Source organism: Jannaschia donghaensis (genome assembly GCF_001403795.1).
Lineage (GTDB): Bacteria > Pseudomonadota > Alphaproteobacteria > Rhodobacterales > Rhodobacteraceae > Jannaschia > Jannaschia donghaensis.
In genome coordinates this window covers 462,888-488,175 of the sequence record NZ_CXSU01000012.1, presented here as the reverse complement: position 1 = coordinate 488,175, position 25,288 = coordinate 462,888, and the positions used below count along the sequence as shown (strand labels likewise).

Annotated in this window: 26 protein-coding genes and 1 tRNA gene; 18 read left to right on the top strand and 9 right to left on the bottom strand. The window is 64.1% G+C overall.

The features are described 5' to 3' along the window. Nucleotides 1-19 precede the first annotated feature (19 nt). From JDO7802_RS11665 to JDO7802_RS11655, 3 genes are all read left to right on the top strand, one after another. On the top strand, nt 20-613 hold the full coding sequence (locus JDO7802_RS11665) for a protein-L-isoaspartate O-methyltransferase family protein (protein ID WP_306455360.1): 594 nt from the start codon (nt 20-22) through the stop codon (nt 611-613). Continuing rightward, nucleotides 610-2,004 carry a TolC family outer membrane protein gene (locus JDO7802_RS11660; RefSeq protein WP_245624178.1) on the top strand — a complete coding sequence of 465 codons (1,395 nt, stop codon included), beginning with the start codon at nt 610-612 and terminating at the stop codon, nt 2,002-2,004. The genes JDO7802_RS11665 and JDO7802_RS11660 overlap by 4 nt, the downstream gene beginning before the upstream one ends. Before the next feature lie 204 nt (nt 2,005-2,208). Beyond that, entirely contained in the window at nt 2,209-2,865 is a 657-nt protein-coding gene (locus JDO7802_RS11655; protein WP_187298131.1) for a hypothetical protein, read from the top strand. An 81-nt stretch (nt 2,866-2,946) separates the two neighbouring features. Here the strand turns inward: JDO7802_RS11655 and JDO7802_RS11650 are convergent, their stop codons facing one another. Further along, nucleotides 2,947-3,276, bottom strand: a complete 330-nt coding sequence (locus tag JDO7802_RS11650; RefSeq protein WP_055085756.1) for a DUF6280 family protein — start codon at nt 3,274-3,276, stop codon at nt 2,947-2,949. Nucleotides 3,277-3,732: 456 nt separating this feature from the next. Between JDO7802_RS11650 and efp the strand changes: the two genes are divergently transcribed. Continuing rightward, nucleotides 3,733-4,296, top strand: coding sequence for an elongation factor P (efp, locus tag JDO7802_RS11645; protein ID WP_055085754.1), 564 nt, complete (start codon nt 3,733-3,735; stop codon nt 4,294-4,296). Between the two features lie 8 nt (nt 4,297-4,304). Here efp and JDO7802_RS11640 read toward each other — a convergent pair whose 3' ends face one another. Then, complete coding sequence (locus tag JDO7802_RS11640; protein ID WP_055085752.1) at nt 4,305-4,907, bottom strand: TetR/AcrR family transcriptional regulator; 603 nt, start codon at nt 4,905-4,907, stop codon at nt 4,305-4,307. Nucleotides 4,908-5,003: 96 nt separating this feature from the next. Between JDO7802_RS11640 and JDO7802_RS11635 the strand changes: the two genes are divergently transcribed. The 6 genes from JDO7802_RS11635 (at nt 5,004) to JDO7802_RS11610 (ending at nt 10,718) form a co-directional block, all read left to right on the top strand. Next, nucleotides 5,004-5,303: a hypothetical protein gene (locus JDO7802_RS11635; RefSeq protein WP_055085749.1), complete on the top strand. Its 300-nt coding sequence runs from the start codon at nt 5,004-5,006 to the stop codon at nt 5,301-5,303. A gap of 82 nt (nt 5,304-5,385) precedes the next feature. Next, nucleotides 5,386-6,672 carry a homoserine dehydrogenase gene (locus JDO7802_RS11630; protein ID WP_055085747.1) on the top strand — a complete coding sequence of 429 codons (1,287 nt, stop codon included), beginning with the start codon at nt 5,386-5,388 and terminating at the stop codon, nt 6,670-6,672. Nucleotides 6,673-6,692: 20 nt separating this feature from the next. Beyond that, nucleotides 6,693-7,748, top strand: a complete 1,056-nt coding sequence (gene mgrA, locus JDO7802_RS11625; protein WP_055085745.1) for an L-glyceraldehyde 3-phosphate reductase — start codon at nt 6,693-6,695, stop codon at nt 7,746-7,748. Between the two features lie 77 nt (nt 7,749-7,825). Next, a complete protein-coding gene (gene glpX / locus JDO7802_RS11620) occupies nt 7,826-8,785 on the top strand; it encodes a class II fructose-bisphosphatase (protein WP_055085743.1) in 960 nt (319 codons plus the stop codon). A gap of 1 nt (nt 8,786) precedes the next feature. After that, complete coding sequence (recJ, locus tag JDO7802_RS11615) at nt 8,787-10,547, top strand: single-stranded-DNA-specific exonuclease RecJ (protein WP_055085741.1); 1,761 nt, start codon at nt 8,787-8,789, stop codon at nt 10,545-10,547. Nucleotides 10,548-10,646: 99 nt separating this feature from the next. Continuing rightward, nucleotides 10,647-10,718, top strand: a tRNA-Glu gene (locus JDO7802_RS11610). 36 nt (nt 10,719-10,754) lie between these two features. Here the strand turns inward: JDO7802_RS11610 and JDO7802_RS11605 are convergent. The 6 genes from JDO7802_RS11605 to acnA form a co-directional block, all read right to left on the bottom strand. Next, nucleotides 10,755-11,777, bottom strand: coding sequence for a GGDEF domain-containing protein (locus tag JDO7802_RS11605; RefSeq protein WP_055085739.1), 1,023 nt, complete (start codon nt 11,775-11,777; stop codon nt 10,755-10,757). Beyond that, nucleotides 11,774-12,370 (bottom strand): heme NO-binding domain-containing protein, encoded by a 597-nt coding sequence (locus tag JDO7802_RS11600; protein ID WP_055085737.1) that lies wholly within the window; start codon nt 12,368-12,370, stop codon nt 11,774-11,776. The genes JDO7802_RS11605 and JDO7802_RS11600 overlap by 4 nt, the downstream gene beginning before the upstream one ends. Nucleotides 12,371-12,443: 73 nt before the next feature. Beyond that, nucleotides 12,444-13,139, bottom strand: a complete 696-nt coding sequence (locus JDO7802_RS11595) for an HAD family hydrolase (RefSeq protein ID WP_055085735.1) — start codon at nt 13,137-13,139, stop codon at nt 12,444-12,446. 48 nt (nt 13,140-13,187) lie between these two features. Beyond that, nucleotides 13,188-13,859, bottom strand: a complete 672-nt coding sequence (locus JDO7802_RS11590) for a DUF1223 domain-containing protein (protein ID WP_055085733.1) — start codon at nt 13,857-13,859, stop codon at nt 13,188-13,190. Nucleotides 13,860-13,941: 82 nt separating this feature from the next. After that, a complete protein-coding gene (locus tag JDO7802_RS11585) occupies nt 13,942-14,148 on the bottom strand; it encodes a hypothetical protein (RefSeq protein ID WP_055085731.1) in 207 nt (68 codons plus the stop codon). A 363-nt stretch (nt 14,149-14,511) separates the two neighbouring features. After that, nucleotides 14,512-17,304, bottom strand: a complete 2,793-nt coding sequence (acnA, locus tag JDO7802_RS11580; RefSeq protein WP_055085729.1) for an aconitate hydratase AcnA — start codon at nt 17,302-17,304, stop codon at nt 14,512-14,514. A gap of 203 nt (nt 17,305-17,507) precedes the next feature. On the opposite strand from acnA, the gene JDO7802_RS11575 reads away from it, so the two are divergent. Genes JDO7802_RS11575 through JDO7802_RS11555 form a run of 6 tightly spaced genes read left to right on the top strand, consistent with a single transcriptional unit; the run spans nt 17,508 to nt 21,099 of the window. Further along, entirely contained in the window at nt 17,508-18,380 is an 873-nt protein-coding gene (locus JDO7802_RS11575) for an MBL fold metallo-hydrolase (RefSeq protein WP_055085727.1), read from the top strand. A 24-nt stretch (nt 18,381-18,404) separates the two neighbouring features. Then, nucleotides 18,405-19,025, top strand: a complete 621-nt coding sequence (gene ccmA, locus JDO7802_RS11570; protein ID WP_055085725.1) for a heme ABC exporter ATP-binding protein CcmA — start codon at nt 18,405-18,407, stop codon at nt 19,023-19,025. Continuing rightward, entirely contained in the window at nt 19,022-19,678 is a 657-nt protein-coding gene (gene ccmB / locus JDO7802_RS11565; protein WP_055085723.1) for a heme exporter protein CcmB, read from the top strand. The genes ccmA and ccmB overlap by 4 nt, the downstream gene beginning before the upstream one ends. 40 nt (nt 19,679-19,718) lie before the next feature. Next, complete coding sequence (ccmC, locus tag JDO7802_RS11560) at nt 19,719-20,447, top strand: heme ABC transporter permease CcmC (RefSeq protein ID WP_055085722.1); 729 nt, start codon at nt 19,719-19,721, stop codon at nt 20,445-20,447. Then, complete coding sequence (gene ccmD, locus JDO7802_RS17660; protein ID WP_083481135.1) at nt 20,444-20,578, top strand: heme exporter protein CcmD; 135 nt, start codon at nt 20,444-20,446, stop codon at nt 20,576-20,578. The genes ccmC and ccmD overlap by 4 nt, the downstream gene beginning before the upstream one ends. Further along, nucleotides 20,575-21,099, top strand: coding sequence for a DsbE family thiol:disulfide interchange protein (locus JDO7802_RS11555; RefSeq protein ID WP_055085720.1), 525 nt, complete (start codon nt 20,575-20,577; stop codon nt 21,097-21,099). Before ccmD ends, JDO7802_RS11555 begins: the two co-directional genes overlap by 4 nt. Before the next feature lie 83 nt (nt 21,100-21,182). Here JDO7802_RS11555 and galE read toward each other — a convergent pair whose 3' ends face one another. Continuing rightward, a complete protein-coding gene (galE, locus tag JDO7802_RS11550) occupies nt 21,183-22,199 on the bottom strand; it encodes a UDP-glucose 4-epimerase GalE (protein WP_055085718.1) in 1,017 nt (338 codons plus the stop codon). 186 nt (nt 22,200-22,385) lie between these two features. Between galE and parE the strand changes: the two genes are divergently transcribed. Together parE and JDO7802_RS17995 are read left to right on the top strand one after the other, a co-directional pair. Continuing rightward, nucleotides 22,386-24,344 (top strand): DNA topoisomerase IV subunit B, encoded by a 1,959-nt coding sequence (gene parE / locus JDO7802_RS11545; RefSeq protein WP_055085716.1) that lies wholly within the window; start codon nt 22,386-22,388, stop codon nt 24,342-24,344. Continuing rightward, a complete protein-coding gene (locus JDO7802_RS17995) occupies nt 24,341-25,162 on the top strand; it encodes a hypothetical protein (protein ID WP_144430601.1) in 822 nt (273 codons plus the stop codon). The genes parE and JDO7802_RS17995 overlap by 4 nt, the downstream gene beginning before the upstream one ends. Nucleotides 25,163-25,288: the final 126 nt, after the last annotated feature.

Below are 25,288 nucleotides of genomic sequence, written 5' to 3'. Positions count from 1 at the left end.
GCAGGTCCGGCCGTCCGACGTGACCAAATTTCCGATCATTTCAGCAATGCTCGACATCCCGCGCGAAGCGTTCGTTCCGGGTCCGGCACAGCCGGTCGCCTATATGGATGCGCCCGTAAACCTTGGATCGGGACGGGAGATGATGGAAGCGCGGGTTCTGGCCAAGATGCTGGACGCACTCGATATTCAGCGGACGGATCAGGTTCTGGTCATCGGCGGCGGCCTTGGATATTCGGCAGCCGTCTTGGCCCACATGGCGGACTCGGTCGTCATGGTCGAAGAGGAGGCCGACCTCGCATCGGAAGCGGAAGCGACATTGACCCAGCACGAAATCGACAATGCCGTGGTGCTTCAGGGCGCGCTGGTCGATGGGGCCGCCAAGGCGGGTCTGTTCGACGTTATCGTCATCGAAGGCGCGGTCGAAACCGTGCCCGAGACGCTTACGTCGCAACTGGCCGAAGGCGGGCGCATATCTGCGGTGTTCGCCGACGGGGCGAACGGAGAGGTTCGGGTCGGCACGTTGATCGAGGGGCACCTGGGATGGCGCTATGCCTTTAACGCCACGGCCCCGGTCCTGCCGGGCTTTTCCAAATCGCGGGGGTTCGTGTTGTGATCGTATCCAAATTCAGCCGGAGGGTCGCCGCAACGGCTCTCGCCCTCGTGCTTGCCTTGCCCGCGTCCGCCGAAAGCCTGGCCGACGCCCTGATCCATGCCTACGAAAGCTCACCCTCGCTGGAGCAACAGCGCTTCCTTTTGCAAGCAACGGACGAAGATGTGGCGATCGCCGTGTCCGCCCTGCGCCCGACGGTAGATTTCCAATCGAACTATACCAAGTCGACGAGTTTCGTGGATTTCAGTAACCGGAGTACCAGCACGACCGGGTCCCTGTCGCTCGTCCTCGACTACACGATCGCCGATGGTGGTCAGCGCAGTCTGCGCATCGCCGCCGCCAAGGAAGCGGTGCTTGCCGCCCGGTTCGAGTTGATTCAGTTCGAACAGGGCGTCCTGCTAGATGCGGTTTCGGCCTATCTCAATCTGCGGTTGGCGGTGCTGACGGTGGATGTGCGCGAAAGCAACGTGCGGCTGATCAACCAGCAACTCAGCGCCGCACGCGACCGGTTCGAAGTGGGCGAAGTCACCCGGACAGACGTCGCCGTCGCGCAGTCGCGGCTGGCCACCGCGCGATCCCTACTGGCCGCCGCCCGCGGGGAAGTCGACGTTCAGCGGGAGGCTTATCGGCTCGCCGTCGGCCGCTACCCTTCGGGCAGCCTGTCCAGCCCGCCATCCCTGCCCGAACTTCCCAACACCGTGGAGCGCGCGCAGCAGCTTGCTTTGCAGGTCCATCCGCTGATCTCCGCCGGGCAGCACGACATCACAGCTTTCACCCTGCTGGCCGATGCACGGGCGGCTGACCGTTTGCCGACCGTCGGTGTGCGCGGCACGGTCGGACGCAGCACGGGCGAAGTCGACACGGGCTCCGTCTCGCTCAGCGGTTCAATCCCGATCTACAACGGCGGCCGGCTTTCGGCGCTGCAACGTCAAGCCACGGCGCAGGCCAATGCTTCGCGCTCGCAGTTGGGCCAGACCAGCCGGGAAATCGTCGAGACGGTGGGCCGCAGCTGGGCACAGCTTCAAGTGGCCCGCGCGCAGATCACCGCAACGCGCCAAGGCGTCCGCTCGGCGCAGCTTGCCTTCGACGGCTTCCGCGAAGAAGCGCTGTTGGGTGCGCGCACGACGCTGGACGTGCTGGATGCGGAGCAAGAGCTTTTGGACGCACGAACCGATCTGCTTCAGGCCGAGTCCGATGCGCAGCTGGCGGTCTATGTCGTACTGTCATCGATCGGCCTGCTGACGACGGACCATCTGGGCCTGTCGGTGGAACGCTACGACCTGTCGGCCTACTACAATGCCGTGTCCAATGCGCCGCGCTCGCCGCTGACCGTTCGCCCCTCGGCTCAGGGCAATCGCCTCGACTCAGTCCTGTCGCGTTTCGGTCGCAACTAATCGCGGAAGTTAACAATCGAAGCGCCGCATTGGTGGACGGCCCCCCCGTCCCCTGTGCTATGATCTGCTTGGCGCGGCGCAAGACCGCCCGAGGGCACGCAGCACGGGGTCAGGCATTTGTCACAACCACATGATATCGAGGACGTTCTGTCGTCCATTCGTCGATTGGTCGCGACAGACAGCGGCCCGACCGCGAAACCCGCGATGCCGGCGGACAGCCCGCGCGCGGAGGGACCGATGCTGGTGCTGGGCGAAACGCATCGCGTGACCGAGCCCGAAGATCCCTTCCAGATGATCCGGACACTTGCCCAAGAGGAACGTGACGGCCGCGATGCGGAACATTTGACCGATGCCCTGCCGGACGATCTGGCCGCGATCACCGTGGACATCGTGGAGTTCAGGGATTCAGCCGACCTTCACGCCGATAGGCGCAATGACTCCGACAGCGCCGATCAGAGCGAAGGGATCGACGACACACACTCTGACGATGATCCGGACCTGGCCGTCGTGCCTGCCGAACAAGCTGTCGTGGCACCAGACCTGCCCGGAGACTATGCCGAAGATACCGATTACGACGCGGCCGATCCTGCGGATGCGCGCACCGATGCGATGTTCAAGGATGACCCCATCGTCGAGACGCTGACTGTCGAGGCCTATTCGGCGGAAGCGCCGCAACCGAAGCCCACAGGTCTGTCCGATTTGTCGAGCTTATTGGACGGAGACGACGCGCTGCGCGATTTGATCGCAGAAATCGTAGGTCAGGAACTTGCGGGTGAATTGGGAGAGCGGATCACGCGCAATGTGCGCAAACTGGTCCGCCGCGAGATCCGCCAGATGCTTGCGTCCGACGAATTCGAATAAACGAGCGCCTTAACTCTTCTTGGCAAACGAAAAAGGCGTCGCAGATCCCTGCGACGCCTTTTTCGTAACGATTTTGGTCGCTTAGGCGGCTTCTGCAGCCTCGGCCAACTCGGCGGCCTGACGACGCTCGCTCTCCTCGCGCGACAGCGCGACGGAAGTGCGCACGCCACGACTCACGAATTCCATGAGACCGGAAACCACGCGCTCGTTCGGGTCGATCCCGGCACATGACAAGACTTCACGACCGTCGCGCGACCGTGCCCAGCGGGCGATCTGTTCGGGACCGTTGCCGAATTTCTTGTCGTCCGAGATGGCATCGTCCAGAGCGGCGAGCACAACAGCGGCGAAGAGCTTGCGTGCCCGTTGCCCCTGCTCGAAGTTAAACGCCGTTGCATCGACGAAATTAGTCATCCCGCTCTCTCCACTCATTGTTCTTGCATCTTCCCCGGTGTGTCGTCCTAGCACGCATATTCGATTCGGGCTATGCGTTTTCGGAATACCTTACTTGCAAAATCCACCCAACTTTCGGCGAAACTTCGCGGATTCAGCCCCGGATCGGCATATTTCTTGGCACAATATGGGTTGCGGCCGAATCCGTTCAAGGTTTCGTCATGTTTTAGACACTTTTACGGAAATTTGCCTTGTCGCGGCGTTTCGCTCTGCGACCGCGTCTGTTGCTACACTTCTCAGAACGTGAACTCGCGGGGAAACGCAGCGCCTGTTTGACCGAATTGCGGCGTTTTTCATGCTGCATCGGCATCGATAACCCCGATCCGACCCGACTGTCGCCGGTCAGCCTTGCTTGTGCGGTGCTGCGGCGCGCGATATCAGACGCGCAAATCCTCCGGCCCAATCGAAAGTCGCCCTATGCCCAAGATCAACGGCAACGAAATCCGCCCCGGCAACATCCTGGAACATGACGGCCATCTGTGGTCGGCCGTTAAGGTGGATCATGTGAAACCCGGCAAGGGCGGGGCCTTCGCACAGGTGGAGATGCGCAACCTGCGCAACGGCTCCAAGTTGAACGAACGGTTCCGCAGCGCCGACAAGGTCGAGCGGGTTCGCCTGGACCAGAAGGATCAGCAATTCCTCTACGAGACCGACGGCAAGCTCGTCTTCATGGACTTGGAGTCCTACGAACAGATCGAGATCGACTCCGAACTGCTGGGCGAACGGCGCGCCTTTCTGCAGGATGGGATGATGGTCAAGATCGAGTATTACGACGACGAGGCGCTGAACGCGACGGTTCCGCAAAAGGTGACCTGCAAGATCGTCGAGACCGAACCGGTCGTGAAGGGGCAAACCGCCGCAAACAGCTTCAAGCCCGCCGTCCTGGACAATGGCGTCCGGGTCATGGTGCCGCCCTTTGTCGGCCAGGACGAGGATATCGTCGTGAACACCGAGACGATGGAATACGCTGAACGCGCCTGAGCCATCGTTCAGGCGTTGACCGTCTGCACGCCGACCATGCCCAACGCCATGCGCGCATAGACGTCTTCGACCGCCGACCGGTCCAACCGGCCGCCGTCGCGGTACCAGGTGTTCACGCCGGTCAGCATCGCGATCAACGCCATGCCCGCCAGCTTCACGTCCGCGACCTGCATCACGCCGGTCGCGGAGCCCGCGCGCAGCAGGGCTTCGGGAACGGCTTCATATGTCTTTCGCAGCGCCTCGATCTCGGCGAAGGCGTCCGGCTCCAACGACCGCAACTCCATGTAGGCGATGAAGACCGCGTCGGGTCGGTCCAGATGAAACCGGATGTGGAACCGCGCGAAGGCGTCCAGCCGCGTCACCGCATCACCGCCGGGATCGGTCTGCGCCCAGGCCGTCGTCAGCTTGACGAGGTGATCGCGCATCATGTCGCGCAACAGGGTCTGCTTGTCCGGCGTGTAATGGTAAAGCGCCCCTGCCCCGATGCCCACCTCCGCCGCGATCTGCCGCATGGAGACGGCGGCGTAGCCGTGGCGCGCGAACAGACGTTCCGCCGCCGCACGCACGCGCGGGCCGGTCACGCCGGCATCTGATCCGCTTGGTCTTGCCATGCCTTTCAATAGACCGAACGACCGTTCAATTCCAAGACCCGGACGGTGGTCGCGGTGATCTTGCCGCCCGTCGCACCGGCCCCTAGGGTCGCGGCCATGAGATATGCGCCGCTCCTCCTGTTGCTTCTGCCTGCCTGCGATCCGGGTCTGCCACCCGCGAACGCGGCGATCAGCGCGCAGGCGCAGGCACAGGGTTTTCCGCGGCTCCTGCCCCTCGACCCGCTTCTGGCCGAAGGCACCCGCGCGTCCCGCGCCGCCGCAGCGCAAGCGTCGCTTCGGGCGCGCGGCGCGGGCCTGCGCGGCGCGCGTATCACGGCCCCGGCGACCGGTGATCTTGCCACGCGGGGGCAGCGCCTGCGGCAGCGCGCGGCCGAGCTTCGCGCCGTCGACATCTAACGCCCGGCCGCTTCGCGTTGCGCCCCGCCGTCCCAGCCGCTAACCCGTCCCTGCCCCCATTCGCCAACCGGAGACGCCGCCCATGACCACGCCCCTTCGCCTCGGCATCGCCGGTCTTGGAACGGTCGGCGTCGGCGTCGTCAAAATCGTAGAAGAGCATGGCGCACTGCTGTCCGCCCGGACCGGTCGCGCCATCGAAGTCAGCGCCGTCTCTGCCCGCACGCGCGACCGGGATCGGGGGGTGGATCTGTCTGGATACACTTGGGAGGACGATCCCGTCGCGCTGGCCAAGCGCGACGATGTCGACCTGTTCGTCGAACTGATGGGCGGGTCCGACGGCCCTGCCAAGGCCGCGACCGAAGCCGCGCTCGCCTTGGGCAAACCCGTCGTCACCGCCAACAAGGCGATGATCGCGATCCATGGTCAGGCGTTGGCGGAACTGGCCGAGGCGAACGACGCCCCCCTGCGGTTCGAAGCCGCCGTCGCCGGAGGGATCCCTTGCGTCAAGGCCCTGACCGAGGGGCTTGCCGGGAATGTCATCACCCGCATCTCGGGCGTGATGAACGGCACTTGCAATTACATTCTGACGCGCATGGAATCGTCGGGGCTGCCATATGCGGAGGTCTTCAAGGAGGCGGACGCGTTGGGATACCTGGAGGCCGATCCGACACTGGACGTCGGCGGCATCGACGCCGGCCACAAGCTGGCGATCCTGTCGGCCATCGCCTTCGGCAGTCGCGTCGACTTCGAGGGCGTGCAGCTTCAGGGCATTGAGCGGGTCTCCATCGACGATATTCACCGCGCCCGCGACATGGGATACCGCATCAAACTGCTTGGGGAAGCACGGCGAACCGAAGCCGGCATCGAACAGTCGATGCGCCCCACCTTGGTGCCCGCTGACAGCCCCCTCGGGCAGTTGGAGGGGGGCACGAACATGGTCGTCATCGAAGGCGATGCCGTCGGCCAGATCGTCATGCGCGGGGCCGGTGCGGGCGAAGGCCCGACCGCTAGCGCCGTGATGGCCGATGTGGCCGACATCGCGCGCGGCCTGACGATAGCGCCCTTCGGTCAGCCGGCCGCGACGCTGACCCCCGCGATCCGGGCCAATGCCGCGACGCAATGCGCCTGGTATATACGCCTGTCCCTGCGCGACGAACCTGGGGCGATGGCCAAGGTCGCGACGGAGCTTGGCCGCTCCGGCATCTCCATCGACCGGATGCGGCAGTACGACCATCCCGGCGATGACGCCCCCGTCCTGATCGTGACGCATCCCTGCGCACCCGCCGACATGACCCATGCGCTGACCGGCGTGACCGGGACGGGCGTCGTCAACGGTGAACCGGTGGCGCTGCAGATCCAGACCCCCTGACCGACCCGGAGGACATTCCCATGGCCCGACCCACCCGAACTTTCGAAGGTCCGTACCGCGCCGCCGCCAACCGCTATGCAACGATGCAATATCGGCGGTGCGGACGCTCGGGACTGAAATTGCCCGCGATCTCCCTCGGGCTCTGGCATAATTTCGGGGACGATACGCCCCATCAGACCAAGCGCGACATCTGCACCACCGCGTTCGACCATGGCATCACGCACTTCGATCTGGCCAACAACTACGGCCCGAAACCCGGCTCGGCCGAGAGTGCTTTCGGACAGATGCTCCGCGAGGAATTCGCGGGCTACAGGGACGAGATGATCATTTCGTCCAAGGCCGGCTATCTGATGTGGCCCGGCCCCTACGGTGAAATGGGAAGCCGCAAGTACATGATCGCGTCCTGTGACCAATCGCTCAAACGGCTCGGCGTCGACTATGTGGACATCTTCTATTCACACCGTTTCGACCCGGACACGCCGCTGGAAGAAACGATGGGCGCGCTGGATCACATCGTCCGGTCGGGCCGCGCGCTCTATGCCGGGATCAGCAGCTACAATACCGACCGCACCCGCGAGGCAGCGCGCATCCTGCGCGACCTGGGCACGCCCTGCGTCATCCATCAGCCCAGCTACAACATGCTCAACCGTTGGGTCGAACGCGACGGCCTGCTCGATACGCTCGAAGACGAAGGGATCGGGTCCATCGCCTTCACGCCGCTGGCCCAAGGTCTTCTGACGAAGAAGTACCTCGGCGGCGTGCCCGACGGCAGCCGCGCGACCCAAGGAAAATCGCTCGACGCCGGCGTCATCACGCCCGAGATGACCCAGGCGTTGAACGGTTTGAACGACATCGCCGAGGCCCGCGGTCAGACGCTTGCCCAGATGGCGATCGCCTGGGTCCTGCGCGCGGGCGTCACGACGGCGCTGATCGGGGCGTCCAAGCCTGAACAGGTCGTCGATTGCGCCGGGGCCGTCGCCAATCTGACCTTCACCGACGACGAACTGACGCGCATCGACGCGCTTTCGGGCGAAAAGGGCCTGAACCTCTGGGCTGCGTCCTCCGAAGGGGTCTGACCGCTAGCGCTATCGCATTTGCCCCCAGGGTCGTCGCCCGCTAACACGGCGGCGACCCACACCGAGGACGATGTTCCATGACCAAGACCGATTTCAATGACCGCATGCTGTCTCTCGGCCTGGCGCGCGTGTCAGAAGCCGCCGCCCTCGCCTCCGCCAAGCTGATCGGACGGGGCGACGAGAAGGCCGCGGATCAGGCTGCGGTCAATGCCATGCGCGAACAGCTCAACAAGCTCGACATCGCGGGCACCGTCGTCATCGGCGAAGGGGAGCGGGACGAGGCCCCGATGCTTTATATCGGCGAGGAGGTCGGCACCGGCAAAGGCCCCGAGGTCGACATCGCGCTCGACCCGCTGGAAGGCACGACCCTGACCGCCAAGGACATGCCCAACGCCCTGACCGTGATCGCGATGGGCGCGCGCGGATCGATGTTGCACGCGCCAGACGTCTATATGGACAAGCTGGCCATCGGCCCCGGTTTCCGCGACGGCGTCGTCACCATGGACCAGTCGCCCGCCGAACGGGTGAATGCGCTGGCCGCCGCCAAGGGCTGCTCCACCGATGACATTACGGTTTGCGTTCTGGAACGTCCCCGGCACGAGGATCTGATCGCCGAGTTGCGCTCCACCGGCTGTGCCATCCGCCTTATCACCGACGGCGACGTCGCGGGCATCATCCACTGCGCCGAGGTCGCGACGACGGGCATCGACATGTACATGGGGTCGGGCGGCGCGCCCGAGGGCGTGTTGGCCGCGGCCGCGCTCAAATGCATGGGCGGACAGATGTTCGGCCGCCTGCTGTTTCGCAACGAAGACGAACGCGGCCGCGCATCGAAGGCGGGTATCACCAATTTCGACCGGGTTTATACCCGCGACGATCTGGTGACGGACGATGTCATTTTTGCCGCAACGGGTGTCACCGACGGTTCGATCCTGGCGGGCATCAAGCGCGAACCCGGATACCTGACGACCGAGACGGTGCTGATGCGGTCCAAGACCGGATCCGTCCGGCGCATGACCTACCGCAATCCGACCTGAGGTGAGCTGGCTCGGCGTCACGACATCGGCGACGGGGCGACGCTGGATCGGGCTGGATGCGGAGCAGGATCGCCTGGCCGAAGCGATCGCGCAGACCGGGCAGCCGCTGCCCCTCGCCCGTCATATGGCGCGGCGCGGGGTCCTGCCCGAGGATGCCGCAGGCTTCCTCGACCCCAAGCTGCGTGATCTGTTGCCCGATCCGCTGACGCTGCGCGATATGGACAAGGCGGCAACGCGCCTGCTGGCTGCCGTGACGGGCAAGCAGCGGATTGCCGTTTTTGCCGATTATGACGTCGACGGCGGCACGTCCGCCGCGCTTTTGATCTGGTGGCTGCGCGCACAGGGGCGCACCGCTACGGTCTATGTGCCCGACCGTATCGACGAAGGCTATGGGCCGAACGCGCCCGCGATCGGCGCGCTGGCCCGCGATCACGATCTGATCGTTTGTGTCGACTGCGGGACCCTGTCCCACGATGCGTTGGCCGCTGCCCAAGGGCTGGCCGATGTCATCGTCCTCGACCACCATCTTGGCGGCGACACCCTTCCCCCTGCGCTCGCCGTGGTGAACCCAAATCGGCAGGACGAAGACGGCACGCTTGCCCACCTGTGCGCCGCCGCCGTCGTTTTTCTGTGCCTTGTCGAAGCGAACCGCATGGTGCGCGCGGCGGGGGGCAAGGGGCCCGATCTGATGGCCATGCTCGACCTTGTCGGGCTGGCCACGGTGGCCGACGTGGCCCCCCTACTGGGCGTGAACCGCGCATTGGTGCAGCAGGGTCTCCGGGTGCTGCGCGATCGGCACCGCCCCGGCCTGCGCGCGCTTGCGGATGTTGCCCGGATGGATGGCCCCCCGACCGCCTATCACCTCGGCTATCTTCTGGGACCGCGGATCAATGCCGGTGGCCGCATCGGCGCGGCGGATCTCGGCGCGCGCCTGCTGTCGACCGACGACCCGGCCGAGGCGCAGGCGCTGGCCGAGCGACTGGACCTGCTCAACACCGAACGCCGCGACATCGAGGCCCGGGTCACGGAGATCGCGCTGGAAACGGCAACCGCACGTGTCGAAGCCGGCGCCGCCCTCGCCTGGGCCAGTGGCGAAGGCTGGCACCCCGGCGTCGTCGGCATCGTCGCATCGCGCCTGAAGGATGCGTTGAATCGACCGTCCGTCGTGATCGGCATCCGACCCGACGGGATTGGACAAGGCTCTGCCCGTTCCATCGCCGGAGTCGACATCGGCGGGGCGATCCAGCGCCTTGCCGCCGAAGGCCTCTTGATCAAGGGTGGCGGTCACCGCATGGCAGCGGGCCTGACCGTGCAGCCCGACAAGATCGACGCAGCGATGGAGCGGCTGTCGGACCTTCTGGCGCGACAAGGCGCGGCCACGATTGGCCCGCGCGACCTGCGTATAGATGCCACGCTGATGCCCCGTGCTGCGACGAACGACCTGGTCGGTCAGTTGGAGCGTGCCGGTCCCTTCGGTCAGGGCGCCTCTGCCCCGCGGTTCGCTTTTCCTGACCTGCGCGTCGCCCATGCGCGTCCCGTCGGCGAGGGGCACCTCAAGGTCACCTTTACCGGGGGCGGGCCGGGGCGGCTGGACGCCATTGCGTTCCGCGCCACTTCGAGTGGCATTGCAGACGCCGTCACCCGGGCGGCCGGCGCACCGATGCACGTCGCCGGACGGCTGGAACTGAACCGCTGGCAAGGCCGCGAGAACGTTCAGCTCAAGCTCGAGGACATCGCGCTGGTCTCGGAAACGGACGCTTGAACCGCCGTCTTCGGGGCGGCGAAAAAGCATCGAAATCCGTGCGAAATTCGCTTGCAGGCCTTGGGGTCGTCCCCTAAACACCCCTCACGTCAGCGCGCTGGCCCGTTCGTCTATCGGTTAGGACGCCAGGTTTTCAACCTGGAAAGAGGGGTTCGATTCCCCTACGGGCTGCGCGCTGATGTATTTCCGCATCAACTTTCCAAACCCTCATCCAACGGCCTCCACATCGTCAGGCGGGCTTTGGGGGTCGAAGACCGTCGTTCGGGCCCGGCCCGCACGCTTGGCGGCATAGAGCGCCGCATCCACGTCGGAAACGAGACGGTCGGGGTCCGGTTGATCGTAGTAGCTCGACATGGTGATTCCGATGCTGCCCGAAATCCGACAGCTGTGGCCCTCCCACGCGATCGGCTTTTCCAGGCGGCCAATGATGCGGTCGGAAATGCGGCACATCAGATCGACGTCGGTGCAATTGTCGAAGACCAGCATGAATTCGTCACCGCCCATCCGCGCGACCATGTCCTCCGCCCGCACTTCTTCGCGTAGGATGCCGGCCACTTCTTCCAGAACGCGGTCACCGGCGACGTGCCCATAGGTGTCGTTGACCGCCTTGAAGTAATCGAGATCCAGTTGCATCAAACCAAAGGGCCGAACGGCGGACGTCGTCAAGTTCGTCAGGTGGGCATCCATGGCGCGCCGATTGTGCAACCCCGTCAGCTTGTCGGTGACCGCCGCACGTTCCGCCGCGTCGCGCGCCAGATCCAATCTGTCGCTCAATCGCTCGTATTCGGAATGCAACAGGCCGTGCACTTCGATCAGATAGAGATAGTCGACCATTGGGTCCGTGACGGCGAAGTCGCGCGCGGTCAACCGGTGCCGCCGCAATGCAAGGGCCGGATCCGGTCCGAACGTCAGCTTGACCATACCGCGACCGTCGGTCAGCGGAATGACGACCGCGCGCAGGATCACCGGATCCTCCCCTTCGGGAACGTTCGTTTCCGCCAGCAATTGGACGCGCAGACGGCGACCCTTCGTGTCGAATATGCCCTTGGCGTCGGGCACGACGGGCGGATGGACGAAGCCCAGAACATCGCGCAACGATTGTCCCAAGGCCCCAGGGGCCATTCGCTCCAACGTCGGCCCCACCGCCGTCACCGCGCAATCGTGGTCGAACAGGATCATCATCGGAAAGATGCCCTGCAGCGCCGCAAGATCGAAGGATACGACGGTCATACCCCCTGCCCCAGGGTGAATTCCCGCGGTTCCTGATGCGCTTGATCGAAAATCGTCACACCGACGAATTCATGCCATTTGCCGTTCTTGCGGTCGCTCTGACCCGGTTCGATCAGCGCAAGGGCACCATAGTCGTCAGCCATCGCCCGCAGGATGCCGGTCAACACCGCGCCGCCGCCTTCCATGTGCCAGACCGAACAGATCCGAAACGTGTTCGCCGTCGGCTCCGTCATGCTGAATTTAGGTAGACCCAGACCGGGCAGCGCGATCCGCGCCCGGTCGTGGATATCCTCAAGCGAGTAGATCAGATCGACGAAACTGGTGCCCGAGAACCGGATCAGGCGGCGCACCGGTTCAAGTGGCGGATGGGTGCAGATCCAATGGCCGATATCCTCAAGCAGGCCTGACCGGCTCTGCCCCAGTTCATCGAAGGCGGTTGCGAATACCACTTCCATCAGCGCGTCGTCGTAGCTGCGCAGCCCCTCGAACCCGCCGGACGGCGCGCGCGATCGCAGGCAGATTTGCCGCCACACGGCCTCCCCGTGCTGATCGCGCACGAACTCCTCCAGCGATTTGCAGATCAGACCGTGCATCGGGCCCCCTGTGTGTCGACTCGGGGCCCTTCAATCAAAAAACCCTGAAGACCGGGTTAAAGCGGACCGGCTCTCACGCTGTTTGCTGCTCGGTCAACCAAGCCTGGATGTGGGTGACATCCGGCAGCACCGCAAGCGCATGGGGGGCGAGCGCCACCGCATCCAATGTCCCCGTCAGGACGGCGACGGCCATCAGACCTGCGCCCCGCGCCGCGTCCATGTCCGTCATGCCGTCGCCCACCAGCAGAACCTCGTGTCGCGCCAACCCCAGCGCGTCGGCGAAATGCGCCGCACCGCGCGGATCGGGCTTGGCACCAAATCCACTGTCGTATCCGATGATGCGCGTCAGATGCGGCGTGGCACCCATGTGCGCCAGATGGCGCATCGCCTCGGCCTCGCTTGCGTTGGTCAGGACACCCAGTTTCAGCCCATCGTCCCGCAGCTGCCGCAGGACATCCACGGCCCCCGGCACGATGACCTGCTCGACCGACCCGGACCGCGGGTCCAACCAATCGGACAGGCGCGCCTTTGGCCAGCCGATACGTCGCGACACGGTTTCGACTGTCACGTATCCGGGGGCGGTCACGAAGGGCGCGTCCGCCGGGATCGTATCGGTCCGCAGGTCGAAGCCGAACCCATCAGCGATGTCCGCGGCGTCCGCGCCGCTTGCGTCGGCCAGATCACGGATCATGCCGCCCATCCACGGTTCCCACGTAGCGCGGAAATCCGTCAGCGTGCCGTCCTTGTCGAAGAGAATCGCGCGTATCATCGCCGGACCCTGGCCCGGCCCGATCGGACCGTCCAGTTGAAGCGGACGTCAATCCAGCTTCACGGCCCCCAGCATCGTGGCGGGCTTGCCGTCGACGATGGCCTGCGCCAGCACGACCCGCTTCTCACCGTCGGGGGCGGCAGGTACGCGCACGGTCGTCACCGACCCGTCCAACTCCTGAAGGACGGTCCAGCTGCGCACCACGTTGTGATAGGTGATCGACTGGCCCGCATTCTCCCCGTGAAGTACCCCGACCGTCGCCTCCGGCAGGTAGGTCACGGCGATCAGCTGCCCCTTGGTACCGGTCGCAGCGACCCGCACGTCCGATCCGTCGGCTTGCAGGACATCTCCGGTTGCGCCGTCGTGGGCCTGGATCAGATCGCTCAGTTCCATGCCCGACGGTCCGGCCACGCGGTCGATGCCGCCGATCACGAATTGCGGGGTATAGCGCGTGTTGGACCCGACAGCCTCGGCATAGCGCAGCTGACGCTCAGAAAACGCAGGAGCGGCGAAGGTGTCCTTCCAACCGATCCAGTCCCAGTAATCCACATGCAGGGACAGGGCGATGACGTTGTCGCGTTGCGTCAGCTTGCCCAGCATTTCGTCAGCGGGCGGGCATGAGGAACACCCTTGCGACGTATAAAGCTCCACCACCACAGGATCGGCCGCGACAGGCACGGCAAGGGCAAGGGTCGTGAGGGCGGCGGCGGCAAGGCGCATGGGGCAATGATTCCGTTTTGTGTCCGGCCTACCTAGACGCCCCCGACCGCCAATTCCAATCACCACGTGGTGAGGCAGGGCGTTACAACCAGCGGCGTGTGTCCCTAAGGTAAGCCGCGGCTGGCCCGTCGAACGCCGCGCGCAGGGCAGTTTCTTCGGGGACCGCAAAGCGACGAACAAGAACGGCAATCAGGAAGGGCACAGGGCAAATCTCCAGGACACCGCCCTGCCGCAGCGCGAAGCCGGTCGCGATCGCCACACGGGCGAAATCGATCAGATTGCGCGACATGTGGTAGGGACCTTCGACGATCAAGGCCTGCGGCGCGTGATGCGGATGGATCAGTGTGCGCTTGCGTCAGAAGAACCCCGCGGACCAAAGCGTCAGCTCCGTCGCGCCGGCGATCATCGCCCCACCCACCTGATGAGCGATCATGCCGAAGGACTTCTAAAGAATCTGACCTGTCGCCCCTGACGTCGTCATCATCATCAGCAACCAGACCAGCGGCAAATTTCGAAGTCGTTTCGGCAACGTCACCCTCTAACATCAAAGGTCGCCGAGTCTTCGTCTTCGCCCCGACCATCTCCGATGATCGCACATCCCACAACGTGAACGGGGCCCCGGAGGGCCCCGCAATATGCGATTTTGATCGGCCTATTCCGCCGCGATGGGCGCGGTCGATGCCAGATTGCGCAGCACGTAATGCAGCACGCCGCCGTTCTTGATGTAGTCGATCTCCACTTCCGTATCGATCCGGCACTTCAGCGTGACATTCTTGACAGTGCCATCGGCCATCTTGATCGACGCGGGAACGTCCTGGAGCGGCTTGACGTCGCCCAGCCCTTCGATCGTCACCTCTTCCTCGCCCGTCAGGCCAAGGCTGTCGCGGCTGTCGCCACCGGTGAATTCGAACGGGATGACGCCCATGCCGACCAGGTTGGAGCGGTGGATCCGCTCGAAGCTTTCGGCAATGACGGCCTTCACGCCCAGAAGCGCGGTGCCCTTCGCGGCCCAATCGCGGGACGATCCGGCCCCGTACTGCTCACCGCCGAAAACGACGAGCGGAACGCCCTTCTCCTGCCAGGCCATCGCGGCGTCGTAGATCGAGGTCTGCTCGCCGTCGGGGCCCTTGGTGTAGCCCCCTTCCACGCCGTCCAGCATCTCGTTCTTGATGCGGATGTTAGCGAAAGTGCCCCGCATCATGATCTCGTGGTTGCCGCGACGCGACCCGTAGGAGTTGAACTCCCGCACCGGAACCTGGCGTTCGATCAGATACTGGCCCGCGGGGGAGCTTTCCTTGAATGATCCGGCCGGGCTGATGTGATCGGTGGTTATCATGTCGCCCAAAACGGCCAAGACGCGCGCGCCCTTGATGTCGTGAATTTCCCCGGCATTCGGCCCCATCCCCTGAAAATAGGGTGGGTTCTGAACGTAGGTGGAGGTCGCCGGCCAATCGTAGGTCTCCTGCTGGGGAACCTCGACACCCTGCCACTTGTCGTCGCCCTTGAAGACGTCGGCGTATTTCTCTTGGAACGACTCTCGGGTCACGGTCTTCTCGACCAGATCCGCGATTTCTTTCGAGGTGGGCCAGATATCCTTGAGATAGACGTCCTGACCGTCCTTCCCCTTGCCCAGACTTGCCGTGGTAATGTCCACGTTCATGTCGCCCACCAGCGCATAGGCCACGACTAGGGGGGGCGAGGCGAGGTAGTTGGCACGCACGTCCGGGCTGATCCGGCCCTCGAAGTTGCGGTTGCCCGACAGGATCGACGTGCCGATCAGGTCGGCGTCGTTGATCGCCTTGGAGATTTCGGGGGCCAAGGGTCCGGAGTTGCCGATGCAGGTCGTGCAGCCGTAACCAACCAGGTTGAAGCCGATCGCATCCAGATCCTCCTGCAGGTCAGCGGCCTCCAGATAAGCGCTGACAACCTGGCTGCCGGGCGCCAGCGACGTCTTGACCCAGGGCTTGCGGTTCAATCCCAGCTCCCGCGCCTTGCGCGCCACCAGACCGGCCCCGATCATCACGTAGGGGTTCGACGTGTTGGTGCAGGACGTGATCGAGGCGATCACGATGGAACCGTCGTGCAGCTGATAATCGCCACCGTCGGCCATGACATATCCGCGGGCGTGATGGCCTTCGTCACCGGGGATCTCGACCGGCTCGGGCGCGCCGCCCTCGCCTTCCCAGCGCACTTCGGCCTTCTTGGAGACGTCTTCGCCCTCCCGGATGCCCTTGACGTATTTGCCGAACGCCGACGCCGCTTCGGTCAGCGTGATGTAATCCTGCGGACGCTTCGGCCCGGAAATCGCCGGAACGATCGTGCCCATGTCGAGGCTGAGCGTGTCGGTATAGACCGGCGCGTAATCCGCCCCGCGCCAGAACCCGTTCTCCTTGGCATAGGACTCGACCAGTTGGACCCGGTCTTCCTCACGACCCGTGTTGCGCAGATAGCGCAGCGTCTCGTCGTCGATCGGGAAAAAGCCACAGGTCGCACCGTACTCGGGCGCCATGTTGGCGATCGTCGCGCGGTCCGCCAGCGGCAGGTGATCCAGCCCTTCGCCGTAGAATTCCACGAACTTGGACACCACACCCTTCTCGCGCAGCAACTCGACGACTTTGAGCACCAAGTCCGTGCCCGTGGTGCCTTCCATCATCCGACCCGTCAGCTCGAACCCCACGACCTCGGGGATGAGCATCGAAATCGGCTGGCCCAGCATCGCGGCCTCCGCCTCGATGCCGCCCACGCCCCAGCCCAGAACGGCCGCGCCGTTGACCATCGTCGTATGGCTGTCGGTGCCGACCAGCGTGTCGGGATAGGCGACCATGTCGCCGTTATGATCCTTGTCGGTCCAGACCGTCTGCGCCAGATATTCCAGATTGACCTGGTGGCAGATGCCCGTGCCCGGCGGCACGACGCGGAAGTTGTCGAACGCGGTCTGACCCCATTTCAGGAACTGATACCGCTCCATGTTGCGCTCGTATTCGCGGTCGACGTTCATCTGGAACGCGCGCGGGTTGCCGAACTCATCGATCATCACCGAATGGTCGATGACGAGGTCCACTGGGTTCAGCGGGTTGATCTTCTGCGCGTCACCGCCCAGCGCGACGATCCCATCGCGCATCGCGGCCAGGTCGACGACAGCCGGAACGCCAGTGAAGTCCTGCATCAAGACGCGGGCGGGGCGATACGCGATCTCGCGCGGGTTCTTGCCGCCCTTGCTGGCCCATTCGCCGAACGCCTTGATGTCGTCCAGGCTGACCGAGCGGCCCCCGTCTTCGAACCGCAGCATATTCTCCAGCACCACCTTCAATGCGGCGGGCAGCTTGGAGAAGTCACCCAGACCAGCCTCCGTGGCGGCGGCGATGGAATAGTAGCTTACGCTCTGCGCGCCGACACTCAGCGTGCGGCGGGTCTTGGCGGTATCGGTTCCGACGACGACAGTCATTCAGGGCCTCCCGGGGCATATAAGGATTTGCTTGCGTCATGCCCGATCGGCGCGGCGGGATCAAGGGTATACCGTGGCATACCGAACGACAAATCTGGATAATCCTCACCGATACAGCGCGCAAACGCCCCGCGCGACCCATCGCCACCCCTTGACAGACGCCCACCGCAGCAGTGACCCAGACACCCGGACAGGAGGTGACCATGGCTGCGACAGACCCCGACCATGTCGTTCTTCTGGGCACCAAGGGCGGTCCCGCGATACGGCCCGGCACGCCGATGCCGACCTCCAGCTTGCTGACCCTCGACGGGCGGGCAATCGTGGTGGATTGCGGTCTGGGCGTAACGCGCGCGCTGGCCGATCAGGGGATGGAACTGGCCGATCTGCGAACGATTTTCATTACTCATTTGCATTCCGACCATTACCTCGAACTCGGCCCGCTCCTGCACACGGCTTGGACTGCCGGGCTCAAGTCGAACGTGGAAATCTGGGGGCCACCCGGCCTCGACCGGTACTGGACCGCCTTTCTTGCTTCCATGGCGGACGACATCGCCCTGCGCATCGCGGACGAGGGGCGGCCCGATCTCGCCGCCCTGGTCCGCATCCATGCGCTCGACGCCGGTAAGGTCGCCACCCTGGACACCGTGACCGTCACTGCGATGCGCGTCGCGCACCCGCCGCTGGTCGACTGCTTCGCGCTGTCCTTCGCCGGTCTTTCGAACCGCGTGGTCTTTTCCGGCGACACCGCCTACTTGCCGGCGCTTGCCGACTTTGCGCGCGGTGCCGACCTTCTGGTTCACGAGGCGATGTTGGACCCTGCCCTCGCCGCCCTAGCGGCTCGCGTCGGAAACGGCGACGACCGGCTGCTGACACATCTGCGGCTGTCCCACACCTCCGCCGCCGATGCCGGGCGCATCGCCACGCAGGCCGGGGTCCGCGCGCTGGCGCTGCATCATCTCGTGCCATCCGACGATCCGGACTTCGGGCCGACCGACTGGCACGCCGCCGTAGCCGAAGGTTGGGACGGGCCGCTGCATCTGGGCACCGACGGCCTGCGCATTGACCTTGGCACCTGACGGCCCGCGCCCTAGACCGGCCCCATGACGCTCACGATCACCGACCTCGCCTGTCGCCGCGGCCAGATTACCGTCCTGCGTGGTGTGTCCCTGTCGGTCGCCGCAGGCGAGGCGTTGGTTCTGCGCGGTCCCAACGGGGCCGGAAAGACCACGCTGCTACGCACGCTGGCGGGCCTGACCCCCCCGATCGCCGGCACGGTCGACCCCGACATCTGCGCCTACGCCGCCCACGCCGACGGGCTGAAGGGGCAGCTGACCGTGGCCGAAAATCTGACGTTCTGGGCCAGCATTTTTGGCACCGCTGACATCGCGCCCGCCGTCGCCGCCTTCGACTTGGCCCCGCTGCTGCACCGACGCGCCGCCGACCTTTCGGCCGGGCAGAAGCGTCGTACGTCGCTGGCCCGCCTCCCGCTCACCGGGCGGAAGGTCTGGCTGCTGGACGAACCGACCGTCTCGCTCGATGCCGCCAACGTCGCGCTGTTCGGTCGGGCGGTCGCCGCACATCTCGGCACCGGCGGCAGCGCGATCCTTGCGACACATATCGATCTCGGCCTGCCCGACGTGCGCACCCTCGACATCTTGCAATTTGCCGCGCGCCACGCGGCCCCCGTCACCGATGACCCGTTCGCGGAGGCGCTGGAATGATCGCGCTACTGGCGCGCGATCTGCGCCTTGCCATACGTGCCGGCGGCGGCTTCGGCCTCGGCCTCGCGTTCTTTCTCATCCTCGCCACGCTCGTGCCGCTGGGCGTCGGCCCGGACGCGACCCTTCTGCGCCCCATCGGCCCCGGCATCCTGTGGCTGGGGGCACTGCTGGCCTGCTTGCTATCGCTCGACCGGATTTTTGCCCTCGATCTGGAGGACGGCTCCCTCGACCTGCTCGCCACCGCGCCGATCCCGCTCGAAGGCGTCGCCACGATCAAGGCCCTGACCCATTGGATCACCACGGGTCTGCCGCTGACGGTCGCGGCCCCGGCCCTGTCCCTTCTGCTGTTCCTGCCCACCTCTGCGCTGCCGTGGCTCGTCGTCTCTCTCCTGATCGGCACGCCCGCGCTGTCTTGGCTCGGGACGTTCGGCGCGGCGCTGACGGTCGGCCTCAAACGCGGTTCGCTGCTGCTCTCGCTCCTGGTGCTTCCGCTCTACATCCCCACCCTCGTCTTCGGGGCCGAGGTGGTGCGCCGGGGGGGCGACGGCCTGTCTGTCGCCACCCCGCTCGCCCTGCTTGCGGCGATCACTCTGGGCTGCGTCGCCGTCCTGCCCTTCGCCACCGCTGCGGCATTGCGCATCAACCTTCGGTGACCCGACTTGCCGCCCCCGCCGCGTCGAAATAGGAAGCATCATGTCGTTCTGGGAATACGCGAACCCCCGCCGCTTCATGGCGTTGTCGGCCAAGATCCAGCCTTGGGTCTGGGCCGCCGCGACGGTGCTGTGCGCCACCGGCCTGATCTGGGGTTTCTTCTTCACGCCCGAGGATTTCCGCATGGGGAACTCGGTCAAGATCATCTACATTCACGTGCCGTCCGCTTTCATCGCCATCAACGCGTGGTTCATGATGTTGGTCGCCTCGCTGATCTGGTTGATCCGCCGGCATCACGTCAGCGCGCTGGCCGCACGTGCCGCCGCGCCGATCGGCCTTATCATGACCATCGTGGCTCTTCTGACCGGCGCCATCTGGGGCAAGCCGATGTGGGGCACCTATTGGGAATGGGATCCGCGTTTGACGTCCTTTCTGATCCTCGGCCTGTTCTATCTGGGCTACTCCGCCCTGTGGTCCGCGATCGAGGAACCGGACGCAGCCGCCGATTTGACCTCGATCCTCTGCCTCGTGGGGACGGTCTTCGCCGTCCTGTCGCGCTATGCCGCCCAATTCTGGAGCCAAGGCCTGCACCAGGGCGCATCGCTGTCGCTGGACGCCGAAGAAAACGTCGCGGACGTCTTTTGGCAGCCGCTCGTGATTTCGCTTGCGGGGTTCGTCGCGCTGTTTCTCGCCCTCGTCCTGATGCGCACACGCACCGAAATCCGCCGCCGCCGCCTCTCCACTCTGACCGCACGGGATCGCCTCGCATGACCCTCGGTCCCTACGCCTTCGACATCCTGCTGGCCTACGCGCTCTCGGGCGCGCTCGTGATCGGCCTCGTGGTACAAAGCGTCGCCGCGTCCCGTGCCACCAAGCGTCGGTTGGAGGAGGCTGAGAAATGAGGTGGCTTGCCCTCGTCCCCGTGGCGATCTTCGCGCTGCTTGCCGGGTTCTTCCTGTCGGGTCTGTTCCGCGACAACCCGGACGCCATCCGCTCGGCGTTCATCGGACAGCCGGCCCCGGCGCTCGACACGACCGAACTGCCTGGGCGTGCGCCCCTGCCGCCCGGTCTGATGGCCGACGGTGAGGTCAAGCTGGTGAACTTCTGGGCCAGCTGGTGCGTGCCTTGCCGGGTGGAGCATCCGCAGATCGAGGCCTTGGCCGACATCGTCCCGGTCTACGGCATCAACCACAAGGACAAGCCCGTCGACGCCATCAAGTTTCTCGAAGATCTGGGCGACCCCTACGCGGCCATCGGGGCCGACGCCGGCCGGGTCGCCATCGACTGGGGCGTTACCGGCTTTCCGGAAACCTTCGTGGTCGACGGCGACGGCATTGTTCGCCTGCGCTTCGCCGGGCCGATCACCATCTCGGTCATGGAAGACACGATCCTGCCAGCCATCGAAGCGGCCCGTGAAGGCTGACGGCCCCTACGGCCGCGCCGACTGGATCCGGGCGGTCAATCTGGCGGCGTACTCAACCTTCGCCGCCGACGATCACGCCGCCGTCACGAATTGAACCCCCAGCCCCGCTTTTGCGCCTGCACCCAGTTCCAGCTGCTCTCGCACATCTCTTCCAGCCCATGCTCCGCCTCGAACCCCAACTCGGCTCTCGCGCGGCTTGGATCGGCGTAGAGCTTGGGCACGTCGCCCGCCCGCCGCGGCGCAATCTCATAGGGCAGATCCCGACCTACGGCGGCCTGATAGGCCGCGTGCATCTGCAAGACCGACACCGGATTTCCCGTCCCGATGTTAAGCGTATGCGCCCGCCCCTTCATCAGCGCATCCAGCGACTGCACATGCGCCCGCGCCAAATCCATGACGTGAATATAATCGCGCCAGGCGGTGCCATCCGGCGTGTCGTAGTCGTCCCCGAACACGCGAAGCTTCTCCATCTCGCCCATGGCGACCTTGGCAATGAACGGCATCAAATTGTCGGGAATGCCCATCGGGTCTTCCCCGATCAGGCCACTGGGATGGGCACCGACCGGATTGAAGTACCGCAGCACGCCAACGATCCACGGATCGGCCTGCGCCGCCTGCGCCAGGATCTGCTCGCTCGTCAGCTTGGTGAAGGCATAGGGCGAGGTATACGACAGCGGCAGATCTTCGGTCAGCGGGAACACCTCCGGCTCCCCGTAAACCGTCGCCGTCGACGAAAACACGATGCGAAACACCCCCGCATCCCGCATCGCCTGCGTCAGGGTGATCAGACCGCCGATATTGTACTGGAAATAGTCCAGCGGCTTGGCCACGCTTTCGCCCACGGCTTTCTTGGCAGCGAAATGGACGGCCCCGTCATAGGTTTTCGCCCCCAGCAGATCGTCCAGAACCTGTCTGTCCAGAACCGACCCCTCTACCAGATCGACCGCTTCCCCGGTCAAACGCGCCAGCCGGTCGATCACGCCGCGATCGGCGTTGTCGAAATTATCCAGGATCGTCACATCGTATCCTGCCGCCTTGAGCGCGACATAGGTATGGCTGCCGATATATCCGGCGCCGCCGGTCAGAAGAATGCGTGGCATGGGGGCTCCGGTGTCGGTTGCCGTCGTCCTAGCGTCACCTGCCGTCCATGGAAAGTCCGCCGGGCGGTATGATGCCGAGGCGAATGCCGCCCATCCGATGGCCCGTCCGTCCCACCGCCGGAAAGCCTTCCCCCACCCCCGCATCTGCCGTATCCTGCACGCGAGCACACAAGATAGAGCAGCAACATGCCCGACGACCTCCTCAACGGCGCGCAGCCCGAAACCTACGACGCCTCCTCGATCGAGGTGCTGGAGGGACTGGAGCCCGTCCGCAAGCGGCCCGGCATGTATATCGGCGGCACCGACGAACGCGCGCTGCACCACCTCGTCGCCGAAGTCCTCGACAACTCGATGGACGAGGCGGTCGCGGGCCACGCCAACCGCATCGAAGTCACGCTGCACGCCGACAATTCCGTCACCGTCACCGACAACGGGCGCGGCATTCCCGTCGATCCGCACCCCAAGTTCCCCGACAAATCCGCCCTCGAAGTTATCCTCTGCACCCTCCACGCGGGCGGCAAATTCTCCGGCAAGGCCTACCAGACATCGGGCGGCCTGCACGGCGTCGGTGCCTCCGTGGTCAACGCGCTCAGCGATTCCATGGTCGTGCAGGTCGCCCGCGACCGCGAATTGTGGGAGCAGCGGTTTTCCCGCGGCCTCCCCCTTGGCCCCGTCGCCAAGATCGGCGCCGCCCCCAACCGCCGCGGCACGACCGTCACCTTCCACGCGGATGAACAGATCTTCGGCAACCACCGCCTGAAACCCGCGCGCCTGTTCAAATCCATCCGCTCCAAGGCCTACCTCTTTTCGGGCGTCGAAATCCGCTGGACCACCGAAATCGACGACGGCGAAACCCCGACCAAGGCCACCTTCCACTTCCCCGGCGGCCTGTCCGACTACCTGACTGAAACGCTGGGCACCGCGTCGACCTACGCCGACACCGCCTTTGCGGGCACCGTGGACTTCAACGAAAAGTTCGGGGAGCCGGGCAAGGTCGAATGGGCCATCAACTGGACCCCCGCGCGCGACGGGTTCATCCAGTCCTATTGCAACACGGTCCCCACACCCGAAGGCGGCACCCATGTCGCCGGTTTCTGGGCCGCGATCCTCAAGGGCATCAAGGCCTACGGCGAGTTGGCGAACAACAAGAAGGCCGCGCAGATCACCCGCGAAGACCTCACCTCCGGCGGCTGCGCCCTCGTGTCGTGTTTCATCGCGGAGCCTGCGTTCGTCGGCCAGACCAAGGACCGCCTGTCCACCGAAGCCGCCGCCAAGATGACCGAAGGGGCCGTGCGCGACCGGTTCGACAACTGGCTGGCGGGCGATACGAAATCCGCCGGGGCGATCCTCGACTTCCTCGTCCTGCGCGCCGAGGAGCGGCTCAAGCGTCGGCAGGAAAAGGAAACGGCCCGCAAGTCCGCCACCAAGAAACTCCGCCTGCCCGGCAAGCTGGTCGATTGCTCGTCCTCCACCAAGAAGGGGACCGAGCTCTTCATCGTCGAGGGCGACAGCGCCGGTGGCTCCGCCAAGATGGCCCGCGACCGCAAGACCCAGGCCCTCCTGCCCCTGCGTGGCAAGATCCTAAACGTGCTGGGGGCCGCGTCGGGCAAACTGACGTCCAACGCGGAAATCTCCGACCTGTCCCAGGCGCTTGGCGTGGCAATCGGCACCAAGTTCAACATCGACGACCTTCGCTACGACAAGGTCATCATCATGACCGACGCCGACGTCGACGGCGCCCATATCGCCGCCCTGCTGATGACGTTCTTCTTCAGCCAGATGCGCCCGATGATCGACGCGGGCCACCTCTACCTCGCCTGCCCGCCCCTGTTCCGCCTGACCCAAGGGGCCAAGCGCGTCTATTGCATCGACGAATTGGAGCGCGACGCCTGGCTGGCCAAGAGCCTGGGCGGCAAGGGCAAGATCGACGTCTCCCGCTTCAAGGGCCTGGGCGAGATGGACGCCAAGGATCTCAAAGAGACCACCATGGACCCCAAATCCCGCAAACTGATCCGCGTGACCGTGGACGAGGATTTTCCGGGAGAAACCGGGGATCTGGTCGAGCGGTTGATGGGCAAGAAGCCGGAGATGCGGTTTCAGTATATTTCCGAGAACGCGAAGTTTGCTGGGGAGTTGGATGTTTGAGGGATCCATTTTGGGAGGCACGAACATCTCAATATGTACAAGCTATAAAACTGTATGAAAAAATTGAGCCAGCATACTCAGCCCTTGAATATCTTTCAAAGGCTGCGACGCCTGGACGATATCAGAATTCAGGTTATCCGGAATTTCCCTTTTCGAAATCAGGGAGCGGATTTAGAATAAAGCGGAATGATCGCTATTTCGCAATCACGTCACGCCATCAAGTAAGGGAATATGATCCGCTAAATTTTATTCTACCGTCAGCTTGCAAGGAATTTTCTGTTAGCCCAGACCGAATTATTCTGCCTTCCAGAGACGGACGCAGTCTCTCGTCAGAAGATTACCTTATCTATGAATATACAAATGCCGTGAAAAGTGGTTTAATCGATGCTTCAAGATTCTACGATGTTTCAGAGCAGTCTTCTGCGGCCAAAATACGGGCACCAAACCTTTTGCTTGGGTTAGGCTTTGCAGACAATATAAACAGAGTAGAATACGGAAGAACAACATACTTCCCACAAACAAATTTCTTGTTCGGCTTTCCAGTTTTACCAAAAATTAACGAGCTTTTATCCTTCAGACTAGAAAATCCATCTCCCTTTGAACCCCGAGGGATGAGCGGTGGTCCGGTATTTGCTCTTTTCGAGAAGGAGAGATTTCATGATATATTACCTATCGGCATCATTACAAATGCCTCGAAGGTGATAATAAATTATTTTCCGCTCCCGTTCATTCTTGAGAATATTGAACGACATAAATGGTGGCTTCCAAATAGAGGGCCTACTGACCCTCTTATTGTCAAGAATATTGGAAAATTCTAGAAAGTATTTACTTTGACACTTTAAGAGCAGAGTTCAATTCTCTCCAGACTCGGTTCAACTACGATTATTTGAATTCCGCCCTATGCGCTCCTTCCTCCTGCCCCGTCCTCCTGACCGCCTGTTCCC